Origin of the sequence: Mesorhizobium sp. M0587 (assembly GCF_040320945.1) — a bacterium.
Lineage (GTDB): Bacteria > Pseudomonadota > Alphaproteobacteria > Rhizobiales > Rhizobiaceae > Mesorhizobium.
Genome location: NZ_JAMYQP010000002.1, coordinates 258,628 through 278,169, shown reverse-complemented (window position 1 = coordinate 278,169; position 19,542 = coordinate 258,628). Strand labels below are relative to the sequence as shown.

Here is a 19,542-nt window from a genome sequence, read left to right as displayed (position 1 = left end):
CCGTCAGGCCGAGCCTCGTCCCGGCAATTGTGTCTGTTCGCTGACCTGCTTGCGCAGCTCTTCACGGGCGCGTTCCACCTGGGCCTCGCCGGCGGATTGCGAGGCGCTGCGCCCCGACCGGTCCTGCCTGTCCAGTTCATGCTCCACCGTTTCGCGGGAGCCTTCCGCCGGATCCTCTTCCGGATGGTTGCCGTCCGCAGCCTGGTCTTGCTGTGTTTCTCCCCTGCCCCTTTTACGCGTTTCGCCCTGGATGCGATCGTCCTTGCCTGGGACGCTTCGATTTCCGCTGGCCGTTTTGTCTGTGTTGCTCATGGGCTAGGTTCCTAGGCTTCATGGCGTGGAACCGTCCGATGCGCGTTCCGCGCCTTTTGCCTGGAGGAACGGGCATGTCCGCCATTGGTTGCGCTCGCGGCGCAAGCATCGATCCGGCACCGCGTCCGGCATCCCATGGTGGCGAAAAGCCGATCGCGAACGGAACCTTCGATTTCGGTCACGGTTAGGGCTCGGACAGCGCTGTTCGAGGGAGTGGACGACCATGGCTCAAGCCCAGCAAGAACTGACCGAATTTGTAATCCGCAAGGCCTTCGATCCGGTTATGCGGGCGAAAGCGGACGGCAAATCCGAGGCCGACCGCAAGGCCCTGGAGCACGTGCAGCAAGCCACGAGGGCCGAGATCGAACGCTACCGAGGTTACAGCTCGGCCCAGGAGGTCGCCATCAATTTCAAGCGCGATCTCAGTTCCGAGCCCGCCAAGAAACTGCATGCTCAACTGCGGCGCCTGCATCTGCCGACGATCGAAGATATTCGGGAAGACTTCGACGACAAGGCCGGCAAGCTCGGGGTTAAAGCTTCTTCCTGAAGGACGCGTAGTAACGCAAGCGTCCGCTCATTGTCCGGCACAAAACAGCCGGTCGTGATCGTCACACAGCATGGAGTTCGGGAATTATGGCCTTTGCTCTCACAAGCCCCGCCTTCGCCGATAACCAGAGAATGCTGCCGCGATACGCGCGCGACGGCGAGAATGTATCGCCACCATTGGAATGGACGGATCCGCCGCAAGGGACCAAGAGCTTTGCCCTGGTGGTCGAGGATCCGGACGCCCCCTCGGGTATGTTTCGCCACTGGGCGGTCTACGACATCGATGCACAACGAAACTCCCTTCCCGAAGGGACGACCTCAGGCGCCAAGACCGAGAGCCTCGGACACGGCGTCAACGATTTCGGCAATCCTCACTATGACGGTCCTCAGCCGCCGCGCGGGCACGGCCTTCATCACTATCATTTCCGGCTTCTCGCGCTCGACGTCGAGACACTGCATCTCGACGAGAAAGCCTCCATCGACGACATTCTCAAGAAGGCAAAGCCGCACGTCCTTGGCGAGGCCGAACTCGTCGGGACCTTCGAGCGAACCTGAGGGCCCAGGCTCCAGCCGGTTGATGGACACGGCTTCAGCGTCTTCCAAGCCCATACCACATCCGTTTTGGTCCGCGACGGTTGTTGCCAAGCATCCTTTTACAGCGATCCGCGTTATCGCCTTGGCATCCATGGGGGATTTACATGGCAAGGCGCACGGGCCCGTTCATCCGCCTCCGGCAATGGCGGCGATCATCGATTGCACCCGCCTTTGCACGTTCAGCCCGAACCGCCTCCGGCAACCGTCTTCCAGGCGTCCTGAAATGGGCCGGCCCCGCATCGACATTGGTGTCGACACCGGTCTTGACGGGATGCAGCGACTGGCAATCCGCGCTCCACGCACATGGTGCGAATGCCCGTGCGATTCTCGATCTCATCTGGTCCTTTGGCGCGGTTGCAGCGATTACTTGGCTGCTCGTCATGCTGGCCCTGACAATGGCGCTCTTCCATCACCGCCGGGTGCGGGCAGCGCCCCCGCCGTTACGCACCGACAACCATCAGGAGCGCCGGTTTGGCCGCGCGGTCGGAAGCGCCGTTGCGTCGACCGTGCTGGTTCTCGCCGCCCTAACCATAACAAGCTTCTTCGCCGGCAAATCCATTGCCTCACTGAGCGGAAAGGAGACGCTCACCGTCCGCATCACGGGGCACCAATGGTGGTGGGAGATACGCTATCCCAACGATGATCCGTCGCGGACGATCGTCACGGCGAACGAAATCCATCTTCCCGTCGGCGAGCCCGTAAAGGTGGAGCTCGATTCGACCGATGTCATTCACAGCTTCTGGGTGCCAAGCCTCGCCGGCAAGAGGGACCTCATTCCGGGCCGCCCGAGCGAACTCACCCTCGTTGCCGACAAGCCCGGTACCTATCGCGGCCAGTGCGCGGAGTTCTGCGGCTACCAGCATGCCCATATGGCCATCACTGTCGTCGCGGAAAGCCGGAAGGCGTTCGACGCATGGCGATCGAGGCAAGACGCCGTGGCGGTAGCACCCGCCGGCGACGAAGAACGTCGCGGCCAGCAAGCATTTCTTTCCACCGGCTGCGCGCTCTGTCACGCCGTAAGGGGCACGGCGGCCAGCGGAACCATTGGACCTGACCTTACGCATCTAGCCAGCCGACGCGCGCTGGCCGCGGATACGCTGGCCATGACGCCAGGCGCCCTTGCCGCCTGGATCGCAGATCCGCAATCGACCAAACCTGGCGCCAAGATGCCGCGCATCGACCTTAGCGCCGACGATCTCAACGCTGTCGCCACCTACCTTGGAAGCCTTGAATGAGCGGCACCACGGGCACGGCAGCCGGGCAAGAACAGGATGAGGGCGTTAAAGGCGTACGCGACACCGGGCTCGAGGCGGCGCGGCGGCGCGCCTATCTAGCGCATGCCTGGCAGACGCCGAAGGGCCTGTATGGCTGGTTGGTGACGGTCGACCATAAGCTGATCGGCCGGCGCTATATCGTGACGGCTTTCCTGTTCCTCGTTCTCGCGGGTCTGTCGGCGCTCGCCATGCGGTTCCAGCTTGCCACGCCCGAGGCCGGCCATATCGGCCCCGATTTTTACAACCAGCTCTTCACCATGCATGGCACGACGATGATGTTTCTGTTCGCCGTGCCGGTGATGGAGGCGTTCGCCATCTATCTGGTGCCGCTGATGATCGGCACTCGCAACGTCGCCTTTCCGCGGCTCAACGCCTTCAGCTACTGGGTCTATCTCTCTGGCGGCCTGATGATCTGGATCGCATTCGCTTTCGATACCGGTGCGGATGCCGGCTGGTTCTCCTATGTGCCGCTCACCGGGCCCGAATACGGCATCGGCAAGCGCCCGGATTTCTGGGCACAGATGGTGACCTACACGGAGGTGTCCGCACTCGCGGTCGCTGTCGAGATCATTGCCACGGTATTCAAGCAGCGCGCTCCGGGCATGACGCTCGACCGCATCCCGATCTATGTCTGGTCGATCCTGGTCACGGCTTTCGTCATATTGTTCGCCATGCCCGCCGTGATGGTGTCGAGCACGATGCTGATCCTCGACCGGCTGGTCGGCACCAAGTTCTTCGATCCCGCGGCCGGGGGCGACGCGCTGCTGTGGCAGCACCTGTTCTGGTTCTTCGGCCATCCCGAGGTCTACATCATCTTCATTCCCGCGGTCGGCTTCGTCTCCGCGATCCTGCCGACCTTCGTGCGCCGTCCGGTCTTCGGCTATCTCGGGATCGTGCTGTCGCTGATTGCCATCGGCTTCCTTTCCTTTGGACTGTGGGTACACCACATGTTCGCCACGGGCCTGCCGCAGCTCGGCGAAAGTTTCTTCACCGCCTCCTCGATGATGATCGCCATTCCGAGCGGCATCCAGATCTTCTGCTGGATCGCGACGATCTGGGGCGGCCGCCCGATCTTTGCCACGCCGTTGCTTTTCGTGCTCGGCTTCATCTTCACCTTCGTGATCGGCGGCCTGACCGGGGTCATGGTCGCCTCGGTGCCACTCGACCTGCAGGTGCACGACACCTATTTCGTCGTCGCGCATTTCCATTATGTGCTGATCGGCGGCGCCGTCTTCCCGCTGCTCGGCGCTGTGTACTACTGGTTTCCCAAGATCACCGGCCGCATGCTGTCCGAGAGGCTCGGCCGCTGGAACTTCTGGCTTGTCTTCGTCGGTTTCAATTTTACTTTCTTCCCGATGCACATTCTCGGCCTGCAGGGCATGCCGCGCCGCGTCTACACTTATCCGCCGGCGAGCGGCTGGGGCGAGATCAACCTGTTCATCAGCATCTCGTCCCTGGTGGTGTTCATCGGCTTTGCACTTTTCTTCCTGAACATCCTGCTCAGCCTACGCAACGGCCGCATCGCGGGAGACAATCCCTGGGGAGCGAGCACACTAGAATGGGCGACGACGTCGCCGCCGCCTTCCTACGATTTCTCGCGCCTGCCAGTGGTAGCCCACCGCGAGCCGCTCTGGGCCGAACCCGACATACTCCCGGTCGTCGAAGGCCTGCGCGTCGATGCGCGCGAGGTGCTCGGCAGCACGGTCGCCGACGCCGTGCCACAACTGCGCGTGCCCTCGGCCGACAATTCGATCTGGCCGCTGCTGTCGGCCCTTGCGGTGGGCGGCGCGTTTCTGGGCTCGATATACACGCCATGGGCGGTAGTCTGGGGTGCGATACCGGTTTCGATCGGCTTCATCTGTTGGTTCTGGCCGAAAGGCGAACCGGAGGACGAGGAATGAAACAGCGTCCGGTTGCCGACGTCAGCCACCTGCCCACATATGATTTCGGAGCGGCGAGCCCGATGTGGTGGGGAACCCTCGCTTTCATCGCGCTTGAAGCGACCGGTTTTGCCTTGGGGATAGGCACCTATTTCTACCTGGCCGTGCTGGCCACGCATTGGCCGATCGGAGCGCCCGCGCCCGACCTGCTGCCGGGCACGGCAATATTGATCATTCTGCTTGCCAGCCTGATACCCAATCACCTGGTCGAACTTTGGGCGCGGCGGCAGGACCTTGCCAAGGTTCGCATCGGCATCGTCGTCATGTCAATCGCCGGAATTCTCCCCCTGATCGTGCGCGTCTGGGAATTTCCCGCGCTTCGCATCACCTGGGACCAGAACGCCTACGGATCGATCGTCTGGTTCCTGCTCGGGCTGCATACGTCACATCTTCTCACCGATGTCGGGGATACGATCGTGCTCGCCGTTCTGATGTTCACGCAACAGGGCAAGGCCGGACGCCGCTTCAGCGACGTGTCGGACAACGCCTTCTACTGGGACTTCGTGGTCGTCTCCTGGGTCGTGCTCTATCTCGTCATCTATTGGTTCCCGAGGATGTGAGATGCAGGCGATCCGCACTGGTGTTTCATGGGCAGGCCTTGCCGCCGGACCAACCGCATGGGCGATATCGCAGCAGCTCGGTTATTCGATAGCCTATTGGCAATGTCATGCCGGCTTTCCCCTCACCGCCTTGTTCTCCCTGGCGGGCGCCGCCGCCGCGATGGCGGGCGCCCTGTTGTCGTGGCGCGCCGGTCGTGACCGGAGGCACGGCACAGCCCCGCCCCTCGGAGCGCGCACACGCGCGTTTCTGGCCGAGGCCTCGACCGGCATCGGAGCGCTGTTTGCGCTGATCCTGCTGGCGCAAATGGCGGCTGGGCTGATTTTCAACGGGTGCGAATTGTGACCAAGCAAAAGAGCTTGGTCATCCGCCATCAGCGGCGCTCGTCTTTGCCCATCGCAAGCGTTCCGGCTCTGCCCATCCTCTTTCGGGCCTTTTTGGCATTGTTGGCCCTTTGCACGCAGTTACGGGCGGATGACATCCAGAAAGGCGAATATCTCGCGCGGGCGGCCGATTGCGTGGGCTGCCACACGTCCAATCCAAGCCGCCCGTTCGCCGGAGGATATCGCGTGCCGACACCGTTCGGCGACGTCTATTCCACCAACATCACACCGGACCTCGATACCGGCATCGGGCGCTATTCCGCCGATGAGTTCGTACGGGCGGTCCAGGAAGGGGTCAGGCGCGACGGGGCCGATCTTTATCCGGCCATGCCGTATGACAGCTTCGCCAGGATGAGCCGCGAGGACGTGCTGGCGATCCGGGCCTATCTGCTGGCGCAGGCGCCGATCTCCCAGCCGCGGCCGCAGAACATCCTGCCCTTTCCATTCGACCAGCGCTGGGCGCTCGGTCTGTGGAAACTCGCGAACTTCCACACCGGCAGCTTCGTGCCGGATCGAAATCAAACCGAGGCGTGGAACAGGGGCGCCTATCTGGTCGAGGTGCTTGGCCATTGCGGTGCCTGCCACACGCCGAGGAACATGACATTCGGCATGGATGAGGATCGCAGGCTTGCCGGCGGCACCGCCGGCATCTGGCAGGCCTTCAACATCACCAGTGACAAGACGGCAGGCATAGGCGGCTGGAGCGATGATGAGCTGTTTCGGTTTCTCAAGACCGGCGCCACGCCTGGAAAAGCCTATGCGGGCGGTCCGATGGCGGAAACAATCATGAACAGCCTGCAACATCTTTCCGATGACGATATTCATGCCATGGTCGCCTATCTCAAGGATGTGCCTGCGCAGTCGGGAGACGAGAAGCAGCCACGCTTTTCGTGGAGCAATCCGGCTGCGGTCATCATCGATGCCGGAATGAAGGACAAGGTGCCGGGCAGTGGGACTTCGGCAAGCGACGATCTCTACCGGTCGCTCTGCTCAGGGTGCCATGGCATGGATGGAGGCGGATCGCCGGATGGTTCCTATCCGTCGCTGACCCGCAACACCACGCTCGGCGCGGCCGCTGCCGAGAACGCCGTCATGACGATCCTTACCGGCGTGAAGGCCGGCGACGTCGCGGGTCGGAAATCGATGGCGGCCTTCGGCGGCTGGCTGGACGACGGCCAGGTGGCGAACCTTGCCAATTATGTGACTGCGCGCTTCGGCAATCCTGAAGTCAGCGTCACGGCGGCCGACGTGCGCCAGATGCGGGCAGGCTCGACAACAGCGCAGACGGTCATGCTTCTGGTGGCCAAGGCACTGGTGGCGGGCGGCGCTGGATTCGTGTTGGGTCTGCTGCTTCTGTTGGCAAGGCGCCTTGGCCGTGGAGCAATCCCAGGAAAAGTATGAAACGGTTTGCCGTCCGGAGTTGCGTCGAAACGAAGCACAAAAATCCGCCCGGGCCATCTCACGTTCGGGCATAGAGATAGGCGGTGATATCACGCGCCTCTTGCGGAGACAGATTGGTGTTGGGCATGGCGGTCTTCGGATCGACGTCCCGCGCCCTGCTGATCCAGCGGATCATCGCGTCTGGAGATGTTCGCAAGGCGATACCTGCCACATACTTTCTCTGAGCAACACCTCGCAGAGAGGGACCGACCGTGCCATGAGCCCCAGCGACGCCCGGAATTTCATGGCATCCGCCGCAGCCATTGCGGATCATCGCTGGAATGGCCCGCCCTGCATCTCCGCCGACCGCCTGCCCGATGCTGGTCTCGCGCAAGCTGTCACTCCGGATCGCTTCCATGCCGTAAGCCGCCAGAATGAGGACGACCGCTATCGACGTGCCTTCCACCCATAGCGGCGCCGATGGCGTTTGCTTGGTGGGAGCAGTCCGTCCACCCATCGATCTGCGCCTGCCTTGAATTGCCGTCGCAATGGCGCTGCCGGCGTGTGGAGGCCCGACGAGGGGCCAGCCTCCGACAGCGCTTTGGGGCAGCCGCCTATTTGTTGCAGTTCTGCATATTCGGCGTCGTCATGCCCGTGGGAGTGTTGTTGTCGACATCGTTACCGGCGGCATCCTTGCAGCGGTCATTCATGCCGTTCGACTTCATTGTCGAACTCGTCGCGTTTGGATCGACCGGCGTTGTCGACGGTGTCGTGCCGGTGCCCATCGTACCATTGGCGCCAGCGGTGCCGGCCGTGGTTCCCGTGCTTGTACCGTTCGTGTTGGAACCGTTCGACTGCGCCATCGCCGACGTAGCCAGGGCGATGGTGATCAGGGATGCCGAAAGAATTTTCGTAATCATGTAAACCTCCATCGGTTCGTGAACGCCACAACAAAAACGAACCTTATTTGGGGAGGTTCCGCTGAACAAAGCACGATTTGAGGTGTTCGTGATGCTTTTCAGCTGGATCCTGCTGATGAGCTCGGGAAGCGGTGCGCCGAAATCCTGGAGATTCATCGACGGGTCCGGAATGTTTGGGTGATGTAGCCATTCTACTTACGCGGGTGAAAGCCGCAAAGGCTCCGCGCTTCCACGCGCGGAGCCTTCTGCCGGTCGGCCGAGAGAATTTTACGGCTCGTCTATGTCCTGCTTCGAGGGGTTGTGCGAAATCATGCGCTCCTCCTCGTCCTCGGGCAGCGCCTCATCGCTTTCCTGGTATGCGTTGTCGTCTTCTTCCTCGGGCAATTCACCGCTTTTCATCGTGTCGTAACGGCTGTCTCCGTCTTGCGGCACGCCATCCGGCAATATCTTGCCGCCTCTAATCGCATCCCAATCCTGCTTTTCGAATGCCGGTCCTTCGGATGTATCGACTGGTTTCCTGCGTGGTGCCATCGGAGTTCTCCTGCGCATCGGCGCCTGAAACCTGCCTTCGCCCTGCCGGGGTTGGCGCCTTGCCAGCACCCCGGCGCGCGCCGAACGGCGAAGGCTCAGGTCACTGCCAGTAGGGTTGGACGTGCCAGTAGCCATACGAAGCTTCGCGCGCCGGCCTGCCATCGTCGACCGTAAGTTCATCGATCGAATAGGCTGGGGCTGCCTTGAGCTGTTCAGTGCTGAAAGGCACGACGTACCCGCCTCGATCTGGATCGTAATCCAGAAGCGACCACGGCACGGCGTGGTATTTTTCACCGATGCCCAGGAAACCGCCGAAGGAGATGACGGCGAACATGATGCCATTCGCGGTCTTTTCGAGCATCACGTCGTCGATCGTTCCGATGTCTTCACCGGCCGTATTGTAGACGGTCGTGCCGATCACACGCGAAGCGCGGATGGCGTCGGTATGTCCGCTTGGGGTTGTCATATCCATGGTCTCCTATGTCCGAAATTGGGTATCTCTCAAACGAGCAGCCGGAGGCGATGTTCCAAAAAAAGCAGCCGATACCCGTTCAAAGATGCAGACTTTTTCGGTGCGAGACCGTGATCGACTTTGCGAGATTCCGCCGCTCCAGACCGAGTGACTTGGGGCGGTGCGGAACCCGCTTCGCCGTATCGCCGGGACGATGGCCCCGTGCCCTTGCCACTGATTTGGCGTTTGCGGTTTCACGAACTTCTGCCGTTCGGCGGTGTGCCGTTTTCATCCCCGATGTCGTCGGCTTGCGTGTTGTCGCGAACTGCCATGTCGGCGAGATTCAGCAGGCGTTCGGAACGGAACGGCACCGTGGCTGTTTCAAGGAGATAGGTGAGCTCGAATCTGGGAAGAGAGAAGAGCCCGTGACCCACCCCGATCCGAACAATCCCGTGCCTGTGCCGGACAATCCCAACCCGGAGCCATCCCGGCCCCCTGCCCCGCCGGAAACGCCGCCCAGCGAACCGCCTGGCGTCCCGCCGCCTTCACCCGATCCCATTCCCGAGCCGGGAAGAGCCCCACCGGAAATTCCACCGGGCACGCCGCCGGAAATTCCCGTCGAGCCGTCGTTTCCCGGCCCGAGGGCGCGCGAGGCCTGAGCCAGCGGGTTCGCTCACCCGCCCGCACGTTTGATCATGCCGATGATCTCCTTGATGTCGCGCGGCTCAATTGCGAGTTCCTCCAGCCCAGGCATTTCCGCCGCCACGATGTTGTCTAAGCGCATGAGATCGACCTGATTGCGGGTGATCGGGGCGCCAGGCACGAACTCAGCCACGGCCGCAAGACAGCTCCATAACCCAAACGGCACCGGCACCAGCATCGGACGCGTGTCCAGGCTTGCGGCGACTTCCTGGACCAGCTGCTTGTAGCTCAAGACACGCGGGCCGCCCAACTCGAACGTCGTGCGGTCGTGTTTGCTGCCGACCAGCCGGCTCACCGCTTCCGCGACATCCTCGACATAGACCGGCTGAAGCCGAGTTTCTCCGGCCCCGAACAGCGGATAGATCGGCATGAGCCGAAGGAGCTTCACAAGCGTGGTGAGCAAGGCATCGTCCGCTCCGGTCATGACCGCGGAGCGGACGATGATCGCGCCGGGGAAAGCATGTCGTACGGCATCCTCGCCTCGTCCTCGTGCCCCTATGTAATCCGAATGCGATCCGGGATCGGATCCGATTCCTGAAACCTGGACAAATCCTTCCGCTCCGGCCTCGCGTGCGGCGCGAGCGAGGTCTGCCGCTGCCTCGACATGCATGCGCTCGAACGTCACGTCGCCGTGTTCGACATAGAGACTGACCGCATTGACCACCGCGTACGATCTGGCCACGGCCGATGCGATGGAGGAGGGATCCAGCATGTCTGCCCTGACAGGTTCGGCCGCCGTCGACGAATTTGCGGCCGACTTTGCCGTCGTCCGGTGCGGATGACGCGACACCGCTCGAACCCGGAACGCTTTCTCAAGGAGCCGTTGCACGATCCGGCGGCCGAGAAACCCCGTTCCGCCAAAAACGGCTACGATCCGTTCCGCATTGGAGTCGTTTCGATCCATTGATCCGGTCCCTTTCAGACCGCTCGCCGCAAGGCTTGCGCGCGCTTGGCCGTTTGGAAGAATAACGCCGCGGGCGCTCTACTTGTTGCGGCGATCGACGATCGCCATCGTCGAGCCGCCGACCAGTCGCAAGAGAAAAGCGTCGGAACATTTCATCCAGCTTGCGGTTTTTGAAACGGAAGTCCTTTTCGAGGGAGTTGTCTCATGCCTGGAACCAAACATCCAAAATGGAAAGAACCGAGCGATGCCGACCTGGCCAACAATCCGGGAATCGGAAGCTCGAAAGGAACGATCAAGGAAGGCGAAGATCTCGAACTCGAAGGCGAAAACACGACTGAAGGTGACGTCGAAAACGATACGACGGCAGCCGGCGGAATCGATCCGAGACAGAAGATGCGAACCAACAAATAACGTGCCATCGCACGGGAAGGATGGCGTCAATGGCCGGAAACAAAACCCATGAGCAAAACCTTCGCATAATCGAAAAGCGCGAGAATACGAAGAATGCCGACAAGGACTTCGATGCTGACAAGGACCTGCGAAAGACCGAGGCCGAACGCGCTGCATCCAGGCAGGACAACCTCAGATCGGACGTAAGGGACATCGCCGACCGTGATGACCGGAACATCATCCGGGGAGAAAACCAGGAGAGTTCCCACAACAAGCACCGGACGGATCGCTGAGCGACCGGCACGCTTGCCGGCGCGGCGGTGGCGCGATCCGATTGGTCCCCGAAGGAGTGAACCATGCCCCTCACGCTTAGCAGTTCCGCCTTTGCGGATGGCGGAAGGATTCCCGAAAGATACACTCGCGACGGCAAGAACGTATCGCCGCCGCTGAAGTGGTCCGGTGTGCCGGACGATACCAAGAGCCTCGTTCTTGTCGTCCAGGATCCCGACGCGCCGAGCGGAACGTTCGGACATTGGGCGGTGTTCAACATGTCTCCCGAGGTTCAGGAATTACCCGAGGCGGAAAGCGGCAAACCGGGCCCCGAGGCCCTCCGGCAGGCCAGGAACGATTTCGGCAACGCGTACTATGACGGCCCTGAACCGCCGGTCGGGCACGGTGTGCATCACTACCATTTCCGGCTGGCCGCGCTCGACACGCCGAACCTCGCCATCCCTGCGAGTACCGGCGTCGAGCGCATCTGGCAGGAAGCGCAAAAGCATCTGCTTGAGCAGGCGGAACTCGTCGGGACTTACGAACGCGGCCAATAATTTGAATGGGGTCGGCTAGTCCCGATCGCGCCACGCATGAGCGGAACGGTTCTTCTCCTTGCCGGTTGTGTGGGAAAGGAGATGTCCCATGTTTGAAAGCATCATGTGGTTGGTTGTCGTCGCCGGCGGACCGTTGTTGCTGCTCGTATTGCTGGCCTATGTTCTTGTAACGCGACGACGCCGTGGCCCCGCAGAGCGCAGGGAAAGCGAGCGCGCGACCGACCGGCTCTACCGCCAGGACAAGGGTTGATCCTCTTGGGTTTGCAATCCTCTTGGGTTTGCAAATAGAGGGGATCGTATCGTGGCAAGCACGCGACGATCCCCAGTTAGGTCAGGACATTATCCTTTGCCTTAGCCATGCAAAGAACTTGTTCCCGCCTATGGTGGCGCGAACCCGCGTGGCAGCCCACCTTGCTCTCATCGTAGCGCCGACATGGCAATCGCAGACGATGTCGTGCAGTTGCCAGTCGCTCAATTCGAAGAAGCGCTTTGCCTCACCATATGTGTCGTTCTTCAAACCCGAGGCGCGCAGAACCGGATCTTCGAAGGCGACAGCAATTGCAGATCCTTCGCCACGCACCATGGCACGTGACTCAGGATGCAAATGCTCTGTACCTGCGAACGCTCCGAGGCATCGCTCCGGATTCTGTTCGAGAAGTTCAGCCCAACGCTCGATACGCTGGCTTCGTGTCATTTCCGCAGCTGGCGCCGAGGGTTCAATGCTGGCGACGGCATGCAGTTGATCGAGTGTTTGATGTTTCATGGTCAGCTCCTGTCGAGGCGGAGAAGAGCCCACGCCTTCAAAGGAATTATCGCGCGGCGATGCTTCGACAAGAGCGGACGACTGGAAGAATTCGATGCCGCCGAATTTCAGCTGGCTGGATCGCGAACGCGACGGCAGCGTTCATTGAATGGGGCAGTTCCCACAAGCCAGTGATCCGAGATCAGGACGCGTCCAATGCTCATCCAGCCGATCGACTATTTCCTTGTTGTCTGGTTCGCTCTTGCCGCCGCTTCGACGCTCTATGTCGGCTTCGACCAATACCGCAACAACCCCGAGCCAGCGGTAATGAAATGGGGTTTCATCCTGGTGACCCTCTACATGGGTCCGCTCGGTTTGCTGCTTTATGTGCTTGCCGACAAGGAACCGCGACCGGGCGAGCACGAGGATTTCACCAGGCCGCTGTGGAAACAGGGCGCCGGTTCGACCATCCACTGCGTTGCCGGAGACGCGACAGGCATCATTCTCGCTGCCGTCGTCACGGCGACGCTCGGCCTGCCGATGTGGCTCGACCTCATCGTGGAATATGTCTCCGGCTTCGCCTTCGGCCTCTTCATCTTCCAGTCGCTGTTCATGAAGTCGATGATGGGCGGCACTTATTGGGAGAACGTGCGCAAAAGCTTCCTGCCCGAATTCATCTCGATGAACTTCATGATGGCAGGCATGGCGCCTGTCATGAGTTTCCTGATGATGGGTCGCGACATGCGCGCGATGGAACCGACCGAGCTTCTGTTCTGGGGCGTCATGTCGATCGGCGTCATCGCCGGCTTCATGCTTGCCTATCCCGCCAATGCCTGGCTGGTGGCACGTGGGCTGAAGCACGGGTTGATGACGCAGCGCCCGCAGACTACCGAAAGGGACGCTCGGCAGCCGGCGTGTCAGCGGCAGGGACAAGACCACGGCATTGCCGCCCACAAGGGTGGAGGCAGCAGCGGCCACCAGATGGAAACGGACGCTACGACGCCGCAGATCGCCACGCTCGGCCTTGTGTCCGTGCTTGCGCTGGCGATGGGCATGGCAGCGCCGGCGAATTGGCTGAACCTGACGCTGTCGGCCCGTGATGTCGGCGGGGTGATCATGCCGCAAGGCATGATCATGGACCGTGACACGCCGGCGGAAACCATGCGGGACATGGCGGCGGCCGACCCGCGCCGGGTGACGGCCTCCTATGACCTCGCCGCAAGAGGCGACCAGCAATTGCCGTTCCGCGTGGAGAATGGCGTCAAGGTTTTCGAGCTCAAGCCATCGGTGATCGGCTGGCAGATACTGCCTAATGTCAGGGTGGATGCCTATGCATACAATGGCCAGATTCCTGGTCCTCGCATCCGTATTCGCCAAGGCGACAAGGTCCGCATCAACGTCACCAACGACCTGCCGGAGGAAACGACGGTGCATTGGCATGGCATGATCCTGCCGAACCAGATGGATGGGCCCGCCGAGATCACCCAAGCACCGATCGAACCCGGACAGTCATACTCCTATGAATTCACCGCGACCCAGCACGGCACCTATTTCTACCATCCGCATGCCAAGCCGGACCGCACCCAGGCACTCGGCCTCTATGGGGCGCTGATCATCGACCCCGCCAATCCCGCGGACGAGGTTCAGGCCGACCACGACTATGTGATCGAGCTTCAGGAATGGCTGGTGCGCGAAGGGCTGACCTATCCCTCGATGCCTATGGATGGCGGCATGCCGAACTACTTCACCATCAATGGCAGGGCTTATCCCTCAACCGACACGATCCGCATGAAGGTCGGAGAGACGCTGAAGGTGCGTTTCATCGGCACCAACAATGGCTTCATCCATCCGATGCATATCCATGGCGGTCCTTTCGAGGTCGTCGCCCGCGATGGGGAAACGCTGGCTCCCTCGGCACGCTTCCTGGCCGACACGGTCAATGTCGGGCCGGGGCAGCGCTACGACGTCGTCTGGAAGGCGCAACGCCCCGGCAAATGGCTGATTCACTGCCATATCCCTCATCACACCACGAACAACAATTCCGAGGATAAGGGTGGCGGCGGACTGATGGTCGTCATCGATGTCAGCTAATCGACGAGTGTCACCGCCGCCCTGGCTTCAAATCAGGTCAGAATAGCCACGATGGTGTACGAGTTCGGATCGACGATGACAATCCTGCCGTCGGCCAAGACGAAATACTCGTAGGCTTCATAGGCGGGCACGATCTTGACGATCCGCTTCGGAAGCCGATGCAGCCGCACCTTCTTCGGCACCGTAACGCCGACCGATATGTCCACGCCGATGTCGGCAACAGGCTCGACCTTCGTCTCTCTGATCACGTTCGTGATTTCGGTTTTTTGCTCGACGGTCACGTTGTTGATCGAGGCGGTTGAATTCTGGTCGGTGGTGGTTCCGGTCTTACCTTGCGCCTGCTGATCCGTCGTGGTCGCTGCCTTACCTTGCGTCTGCTGCTCGGTCGTGGTCGCGGCCTTGCCTTGCGCCTGCTGCTCGGTCGTGGTGCCGGCCTTGCCCTGCGTCTGCTGCTCGGTCTTGGTGCCGGCCTTGCCTTGCGTCTGCTGCTCGGTCGCGGTGCCGGCCTTGCCTTGCGTCTGCTGCTCGGTCTTGCCATTCTTGCAGTTGGTCGAGCCGGTTACGCAATTGCCGGATTCATCCGATTGCGTCGCTCCACCGGACTGCTGAGTCTGGGCGATTGCCGCTCCACATCCGACGCCGAGCGCCAACACACTGGTGATCAGAATGGTCTTCATGAGAGTTCTCCTTGAAAGGTCGTCCCTCTCGGCGCGAACTCTCCCCGCATGGCTTTGTTCCACCTCAAGCTAATATATCTGAAAGTTGGAACCGACCGCGGTTTGAGCAGTTCGGGCACGGGTTGCCCGCGGCCGGCATTCCGCTGGCGAGAGGTGGCTCCGACGAACGTTCGATGGAGAAACACCGATGAAAACATATCTCATAGGGACAGCAGCCAGCGTGCTCTTTCTGGCGGGTGCCGGTGCAGTTGCCGCACAGGATGTGGTGATCCAGCCGCAGGAGGAAACCGTCATCAAAGAGTACGTGAAGAAGCAGCCGCTTGCGTCGATCCAGGTTCCGGGAGTGGAACTCAATCTGGGTTCAACGTTGCCGGACACCGTTGAACTTCACGAAGTTCCCGACGCCATTGCTTGGCCCACCCAGTAAACGCCGCCATTGGCTGGCAAGGTAAAGCCGACATCATTCAGTGCCTGAAAGCATGCGGCGTGACATGCATGCGCGCCGTCCTCGTTGCCGACGATCGCCACCAAAGCGACCTTGCCGCTGGCCGGCATCCGGCCCTTCTCGTCGGTCTCCGACAGAAACGCATCCATGCGTTCCAATACACGTTTGGCCACGCTAGACGGCTGGCCGAGCCAGATCGGCAGTCCCAGCACGAAGATGTCGGCCTCGGCGATCTTCCGACGCAATTTCGGCCAGCCGTCTCCCTTGCCCATGTCCGACAGCACGCCGGGCCTGATGTCGTGGTCCAGCGCTCGAGCGATTTCCGCGGTGACACCGTGCGGCACCATCGCCGACAGCAGATCGGCAAGCAGCCGGTCCGTGGACGACGGCTCCGCACCCCCGGGCATTTTCAGCGTGCAATTGAGGGCAAAGGCCTTAAGTCGCATGAGGTGCTCCTGTGCGGGTTCTCGGCACAACCGGCGAGGCCCAAATCGCGCCCGATAGGACGAGGCAACACAATTGTCGCTCCGCGACGACTTCGGCCGTCAGCGGCCCGTCTAACGCTCGCCAATCCCGGTCAGCCGGTGGCGTGAATTGGCGGCTCCTCGTTCTCGTCGGGGTTGGGCAAAGGCGTCTCGTCCGGCAGCCCTTCCGGGTCGGGCTCCTCGATCGGGTCGGGCTTCCAGTTTGGTGCCGGCATGGGCGCATCGCGATTGGGGTCGGGTTCTCTTGGCCGCTGCATCGAAATCACCTCCGTTCAGTGGACACAACTCGTCCGCCTTGCCATGGTTCCTGGCAGAATCCACGCCATTGCCGGACTACGCATCGCTGGCATCGCAATGCTATCGACGCGTTTGCAAATCTTTTCGGAACCGGTCCGATTTTGAAGCCGTTGTTTTTGACAATGACCGAGGAGAACCGTCGTGAACGATAAAGCAGCAGATTTGGACAACACCTTGCCGCAAATAGCCATCGACGATCGGCAGGTAGCGCAATTGGCGGCCACGGCCGATCTGCCTTCAAGGCAGGCCCGCGAACTGGTGCGCCGCCACGGCAACGACCCCAAGAAACTCGAAGAACTGGCGAAATCGATCAGCGCCGCGAACTGAACTCCTGCCAGAAGCTACAGTTGTACCGATGCCGCTTCAGATCTCGATCAAGGCGTAGGGACGGCCACTCGGCTTGGCCACATGCATGGCGACGTTGTAGACCTTGGCTCCGCCGGGCGTTTGACCTTCGTAGGAGCCGCGATGGGCATGACCATGCACGACCGCACTGACTTGGAAACGATCGATTGTTTCCGCCAAGCGCGATGAGCCGAGAAACGGGAATATCTCCAGCGGCTCCCCTGCGACGGTCTCGACAATTGGCGCGTAATGGAGGATCACCAGCGTCCGTTTCGCGCGGACCTGGCGCATCGCGTTTTCGAGTTGCATTGCCTCGTTCACGCTTTCCGCGACCATCGCCTTGATCGCCCGTTCGCCGAACGAGCCAAGCATGCGCGACCCGAAGCCGCCAATGAAACCCTTCACTCCGACAAAACCGACCTCTTCGATTTCGACCGCCTGCCCTTCGAGGAGATGAACATCCGCCTGGCGCAGGATGTTCGTGACGTCTTCCACCGCGTCGGACTCATAGTCGTGGTTGCCAAGCACACCCACCACCGGGATGGAGCAGTTGCGCAGATCCTCGGCCAGCAACTCCGCTTCACGCGGCTTGCCCAGGTTGGTGAGATCTCCCGTGAGGACGAGAACATCGGCCTGGCGCGATATTTCCCCAAAAAGATCGCGATACGAGGCCTGAGCGTCTTCCCTGACATGCAGATCGCCCATCGCGGCAATTTTGAGCGTGCGTGCGCCGTCGGTTGGCGTGGCGCTCTCGTTGCGATCAGCCATCGCGAAATTCTCCTACGCCGCCAACGCCGGCAAAGCCCCATTCCTTGACGTCGATTTCGTAATCGGTTTGCGAAAGCAGGCGCCCGCGACAGATCTTCATCCGGGGGGCCGGCAATTGCCTTTGCTTGCCGAGGCGCTCGAGCAGTTCATCGAGCAGCCACGCCGGAACGTGGTCTCGCTCGCTCGGATAGATCCATCTGAAATTGAGAAGCTGCATCAACAGCAGCTCCCAGTGAACCTCCAGATAGGAAAGCAGCCTGTGCCAATCGATCTGCTCGTGCGCCTTGAGAATCGTATGAGCTACGTCGGCTCCGTCGTGGCGCCCTCTGTCCTGGATGAAGCATTTGGACCAGATCAGCTCGGTCGGCCCGATGATCCTCACCCTGCTGCCCAGCAACTCCGTCTGGCGGGCGTGTTCCAGCCACCCGTCGCCGACAGGCATCATGCCATTCGCAGAGCCGAATATGACGTCGAAGAAATGCGTGCCCTTGAAAACTTTCCCAAGCCACCGGTCATCCACGATTTCGACCGCGTATCCAAGCACCTTGAAATGGGCAAGGATACGCGCGAAGTCGCCGGCCTTGCAGAAGATATCGAGGTCCTTGGTCTGGCGGGCGACGCCTGTATAGGCGCTCACCGCATAGGTTCCGGCGACGAGAAAAGGGATGTCCGTGGCGGAAAGCTCGCGGATCGCCTCGGTGTAAAACACCTCCGCCTCGGCGTTCTTGAGCGTAGGCGCCGCCTTCGCATCGATCGTGGGAAGCGCGACCAGAACGTTCTCGGGTAAAGGACCATTGGTCATGAAACGAGCGACTCCGAATCCGGTCCTAGGGTAACAATGTAGACCCGGCCCGGTTCCGCCGTGCAGCGGACGGGCCAGGATTCATCGCCGCGATGATGTGGGGACGTCCTGCGGATTCAATGCCGCCGTGCGGCGCACAATCGAGAGCCCACCTCGATTTTCGGGACGGGCTCGCCGGGATTTGCGGACAGTTGCGGTTAGCGGTTCTTGTGGCTCTGTTCGCCGGCTCTCACATGCTGTTCATGAGTGCCGCCACGCGTCCTTGAACCATCGCCCTGCTGCCGCTGGCTGTCGCCCGCCGCCTGCTGTTGCTGGCGGCCCTTGTCCATGTTCTTGTGGCTCTGCTGGCCGGCCTTCACATGCTGTTCGTGGCTACCACCTTGATTGGGCATTCTTCTTCTCCTTTGCAGTCACGAGAGGCGATAACCGCCTCCCTTGGATTAAAGAAATTGCCGCGGGAACGTTCCCAGACGTAACATTTCGTGAAGGGGGTCCGACGCGTGCGGCGTTGAACGCACTTCCGCAACGGGAAAGCCGATCGGGCGAATGACGCCAGTCACAGGGCCAATCAGCCAGTCGCGGCCGGGCCGCACTTGCGGCGGATCAGAACTTGCGGCTTAGATATAGCGAGCCTCGCAATCCAAACCGCCACTCCGCCTCCGCGGCCTTGGAAAGGCCGATTCTGCGTCCGATCAGCAGAGCAGGATCAGACATCGGCCGCGGCATGAATTCAAAGGGCAACGCATCGAGTGGCGCCCCATCGTAGGAGGCATCCACGCCGAGCGCCTGACAGAGGCGTCCAGGCCCCGAGCAGAGCAGGCGAATGTCATCAAGTCCGCGATTGGTCCGCATTGTTTCCAGCCCCGATTGGGGCTCGATTGCACGGACGAGGACCGCGCTGCCGGGAAGGCACACGGCGTTGAGGCACCAGTGCAAACCGTAGGAGCGATAGACATAGGCTGTACCTGGAGAACCGAACATCGCCTGATTGCGGAGCGTTTTGCCGCCAAAGGCGTGTGATGCCGGGTCGTCAGGGCGATACGCCTCGGTCTCGACGATGGTTCCGCCGACCCCATGCAACCGAAGCGTCGCGCCAATCATGTCGCGTGCCACAAGGTAGGCATCACGATCGAAAAAACTGCTTATTGGCAACACTGCATCCTGAACCGGCGAAGAGA

Annotated in this window: 26 protein-coding genes and 2 pseudogenes; 14 read left to right on the top strand and 14 right to left on the bottom strand. The window is 61.2% G+C overall.

The features are described from left to right. Window positions 1-3 precede the first annotated feature (3 nt). Window positions 4-312, bottom strand: coding sequence for a hypothetical protein (locus NKI49_RS03095; protein WP_352598393.1), 309 nt, complete (start codon window positions 310-312; stop codon window positions 4-6). A gap of 223 nt (window positions 313-535) precedes the next feature. Here NKI49_RS03095 and NKI49_RS03090 point away from each other — a divergent pair, with 223 nt between their 5' ends. From NKI49_RS03090 to NKI49_RS03060, 7 genes are all read left to right on the top strand, one after another. Continuing rightward, entirely contained in the window at window positions 536-859 is a 324-nt protein-coding gene (locus NKI49_RS03090) for a hypothetical protein (RefSeq protein WP_352598394.1), read from the top strand. Between the two features lie 86 nt (window positions 860-945). Next, complete coding sequence (locus tag NKI49_RS03085) at window positions 946-1,413, top strand: YbhB/YbcL family Raf kinase inhibitor-like protein (RefSeq protein ID WP_352598395.1); 468 nt, start codon at window positions 946-948, stop codon at window positions 1,411-1,413. Between the two features lie 287 nt (window positions 1,414-1,700). Further along, a complete protein-coding gene (coxB, locus tag NKI49_RS03080; RefSeq protein ID WP_352598396.1) occupies window positions 1,701-2,687 on the top strand; it encodes a cytochrome c oxidase subunit II in 987 nt (328 codons plus the stop codon). After that, window positions 2,684-4,627, top strand: coding sequence for a cytochrome c oxidase subunit I (gene ctaD / locus NKI49_RS03075; RefSeq protein ID WP_352598397.1), 1,944 nt, complete (start codon window positions 2,684-2,686; stop codon window positions 4,625-4,627). The genes coxB and ctaD overlap by 4 nt, the downstream gene beginning before the upstream one ends. Further along, window positions 4,624-5,226, top strand: a complete 603-nt coding sequence (locus tag NKI49_RS03070) for a cytochrome c oxidase subunit 3 (protein ID WP_352598398.1) — start codon at window positions 4,624-4,626, stop codon at window positions 5,224-5,226. Before ctaD ends, NKI49_RS03070 begins: the two co-directional genes overlap by 4 nt. A gap of 1 nt (window position 5,227) precedes the next feature. Continuing rightward, a complete protein-coding gene (locus tag NKI49_RS03065) occupies window positions 5,228-5,569 on the top strand; it encodes a hypothetical protein (protein WP_352598399.1) in 342 nt (113 codons plus the stop codon). Between the two features lie 224 nt (window positions 5,570-5,793). After that, window positions 5,794-7,008, top strand: coding sequence for a c-type cytochrome (locus tag NKI49_RS03060; protein ID WP_352598400.1), 1,215 nt, complete (start codon window positions 5,794-5,796; stop codon window positions 7,006-7,008). Window positions 7,009-7,066: 58 nt separating this feature from the next. Here the strand turns inward: NKI49_RS03060 and NKI49_RS03055 are convergent, their stop codons facing one another. From NKI49_RS03055 to NKI49_RS03035, 5 genes are all read right to left on the bottom strand, one after another. After that, window positions 7,067-7,453 carry a c-type cytochrome gene (locus NKI49_RS03055; RefSeq protein ID WP_352598401.1) on the bottom strand — a complete coding sequence of 129 codons (387 nt, stop codon included), beginning with the start codon at window positions 7,451-7,453 and terminating at the stop codon, window positions 7,067-7,069. Window positions 7,454-7,601: 148 nt separating this feature from the next. Continuing rightward, complete coding sequence (locus NKI49_RS03050) at window positions 7,602-8,063, bottom strand: hypothetical protein (protein ID WP_352598402.1); 462 nt, start codon at window positions 8,061-8,063, stop codon at window positions 7,602-7,604. Window positions 8,064-8,174: 111 nt separating this feature from the next. After that, the gene (locus NKI49_RS03045; protein ID WP_352598403.1) at window positions 8,175-8,438 is read right to left on the bottom strand and encodes a hypothetical protein; all 264 of its coding nucleotides are present in this window, start codon (window positions 8,436-8,438) and stop codon (window positions 8,175-8,177) included. Between the two features lie 100 nt (window positions 8,439-8,538). Next, window positions 8,539-8,904, bottom strand: coding sequence for a PRC-barrel domain-containing protein (locus NKI49_RS03040; RefSeq protein WP_027027956.1), 366 nt, complete (start codon window positions 8,902-8,904; stop codon window positions 8,539-8,541). Between the two features lie 658 nt (window positions 8,905-9,562). Beyond that, window positions 9,563-10,495, bottom strand: a complete 933-nt coding sequence (locus tag NKI49_RS03035; RefSeq protein ID WP_352598404.1) for a complex I NDUFA9 subunit family protein — start codon at window positions 10,493-10,495, stop codon at window positions 9,563-9,565. A gap of 204 nt (window positions 10,496-10,699) precedes the next feature. On the opposite strand from NKI49_RS03035, the gene NKI49_RS03030 reads away from it, so the two are divergent. From NKI49_RS03030 to NKI49_RS03015, 4 genes are all read left to right on the top strand, one after another. Then, window positions 10,700-10,906 carry a hypothetical protein gene (locus NKI49_RS03030; protein ID WP_352598405.1) on the top strand — a complete coding sequence of 69 codons (207 nt, stop codon included), beginning with the start codon at window positions 10,700-10,702 and terminating at the stop codon, window positions 10,904-10,906. 29 nt (window positions 10,907-10,935) lie between these two features. After that, window positions 10,936-11,178 (top strand): hypothetical protein, encoded by a 243-nt coding sequence (locus NKI49_RS03025; RefSeq protein ID WP_352598406.1) that lies wholly within the window; start codon window positions 10,936-10,938, stop codon window positions 11,176-11,178. Between the two features lie 63 nt (window positions 11,179-11,241). Next, a complete protein-coding gene (locus tag NKI49_RS03020) occupies window positions 11,242-11,712 on the top strand; it encodes a YbhB/YbcL family Raf kinase inhibitor-like protein (RefSeq protein ID WP_352598407.1) in 471 nt (156 codons plus the stop codon). An 88-nt stretch (window positions 11,713-11,800) separates the two neighbouring features. After that, the gene (locus tag NKI49_RS03015) at window positions 11,801-11,962 is read left to right on the top strand and encodes a hypothetical protein (RefSeq protein ID WP_081689675.1); all 162 of its coding nucleotides are present in this window, start codon (window positions 11,801-11,803) and stop codon (window positions 11,960-11,962) included. An 81-nt stretch (window positions 11,963-12,043) separates the two neighbouring features. Here the strand turns inward: NKI49_RS03015 and NKI49_RS03010 are convergent, their stop codons facing one another. Next, window positions 12,044-12,475: a hypothetical protein gene (locus tag NKI49_RS03010; RefSeq protein ID WP_352598408.1), complete on the bottom strand. Its 432-nt coding sequence runs from the start codon at window positions 12,473-12,475 to the stop codon at window positions 12,044-12,046. A gap of 195 nt (window positions 12,476-12,670) precedes the next feature. On the opposite strand from NKI49_RS03010, the gene NKI49_RS03005 reads away from it, so the two are divergent. Then, window positions 12,671-14,545 (top strand): multicopper oxidase domain-containing protein, encoded by a 1,875-nt coding sequence (locus NKI49_RS03005; protein ID WP_352598409.1) that lies wholly within the window; start codon window positions 12,671-12,673, stop codon window positions 14,543-14,545. 32 nt (window positions 14,546-14,577) lie between these two features. Here NKI49_RS03005 and NKI49_RS03000 read toward each other — a convergent pair whose 3' ends face one another. Beyond that, window positions 14,578-15,222: a DUF1236 domain-containing protein gene (locus NKI49_RS03000; protein ID WP_352598410.1), complete on the bottom strand. Its 645-nt coding sequence runs from the start codon at window positions 15,220-15,222 to the stop codon at window positions 14,578-14,580. A 187-nt stretch (window positions 15,223-15,409) separates the two neighbouring features. Here NKI49_RS03000 and NKI49_RS02995 point away from each other — a divergent pair. Continuing rightward, window positions 15,410-15,625 (top strand): annotated as a pseudogene (locus tag NKI49_RS02995) (DUF1236 domain-containing protein); the annotation flags it as partial. Window positions 15,626-15,627: 2 nt separating this feature from the next. Here NKI49_RS02995 and NKI49_RS02990 read toward each other — a convergent pair. Together NKI49_RS02990 and NKI49_RS02985 are read right to left on the bottom strand one after the other, a co-directional pair. Further along, window positions 15,628-16,113, bottom strand: a pseudogene (locus tag NKI49_RS02990) (flavodoxin family protein); the annotation flags it as partial. Window positions 16,114-16,244: 131 nt separating this feature from the next. After that, window positions 16,245-16,409: a hypothetical protein gene (locus NKI49_RS02985; RefSeq protein ID WP_081689674.1), complete on the bottom strand. Its 165-nt coding sequence runs from the start codon at window positions 16,407-16,409 to the stop codon at window positions 16,245-16,247. Between the two features lie 181 nt (window positions 16,410-16,590). Between NKI49_RS02985 and NKI49_RS02980 the strand changes: the two genes are divergently transcribed. Further along, entirely contained in the window at window positions 16,591-16,776 is a 186-nt protein-coding gene (locus tag NKI49_RS02980; RefSeq protein ID WP_352598412.1) for a hypothetical protein, read from the top strand. A 36-nt stretch (window positions 16,777-16,812) separates the two neighbouring features. On the opposite strand, the gene NKI49_RS02975 is transcribed toward NKI49_RS02980, so the two are convergent. From NKI49_RS02975 to NKI49_RS02960, 4 genes are all read right to left on the bottom strand, one after another. Continuing rightward, window positions 16,813-17,562, bottom strand: a complete 750-nt coding sequence (locus tag NKI49_RS02975) for a metallophosphoesterase family protein (RefSeq protein ID WP_352598413.1) — start codon at window positions 17,560-17,562, stop codon at window positions 16,813-16,815. Then, window positions 17,555-18,364, bottom strand: coding sequence for a nucleotidyltransferase family protein (locus NKI49_RS02970; RefSeq protein ID WP_352598414.1), 810 nt, complete (start codon window positions 18,362-18,364; stop codon window positions 17,555-17,557). The genes NKI49_RS02975 and NKI49_RS02970 overlap by 8 nt, the downstream gene beginning before the upstream one ends. A gap of 197 nt (window positions 18,365-18,561) precedes the next feature. Next, window positions 18,562-18,756, bottom strand: a complete 195-nt coding sequence (locus NKI49_RS02965) for a hypothetical protein (RefSeq protein WP_352598415.1) — start codon at window positions 18,754-18,756, stop codon at window positions 18,562-18,564. Window positions 18,757-18,967: 211 nt separating this feature from the next. Beyond that, window positions 18,968-19,516 carry a DNA-3-methyladenine glycosylase gene (locus NKI49_RS02960; RefSeq protein ID WP_502899451.1) on the bottom strand — a complete coding sequence of 183 codons (549 nt, stop codon included), beginning with the start codon at window positions 19,514-19,516 and terminating at the stop codon, window positions 18,968-18,970. Window positions 19,517-19,542: the final 26 nt, after the last annotated feature.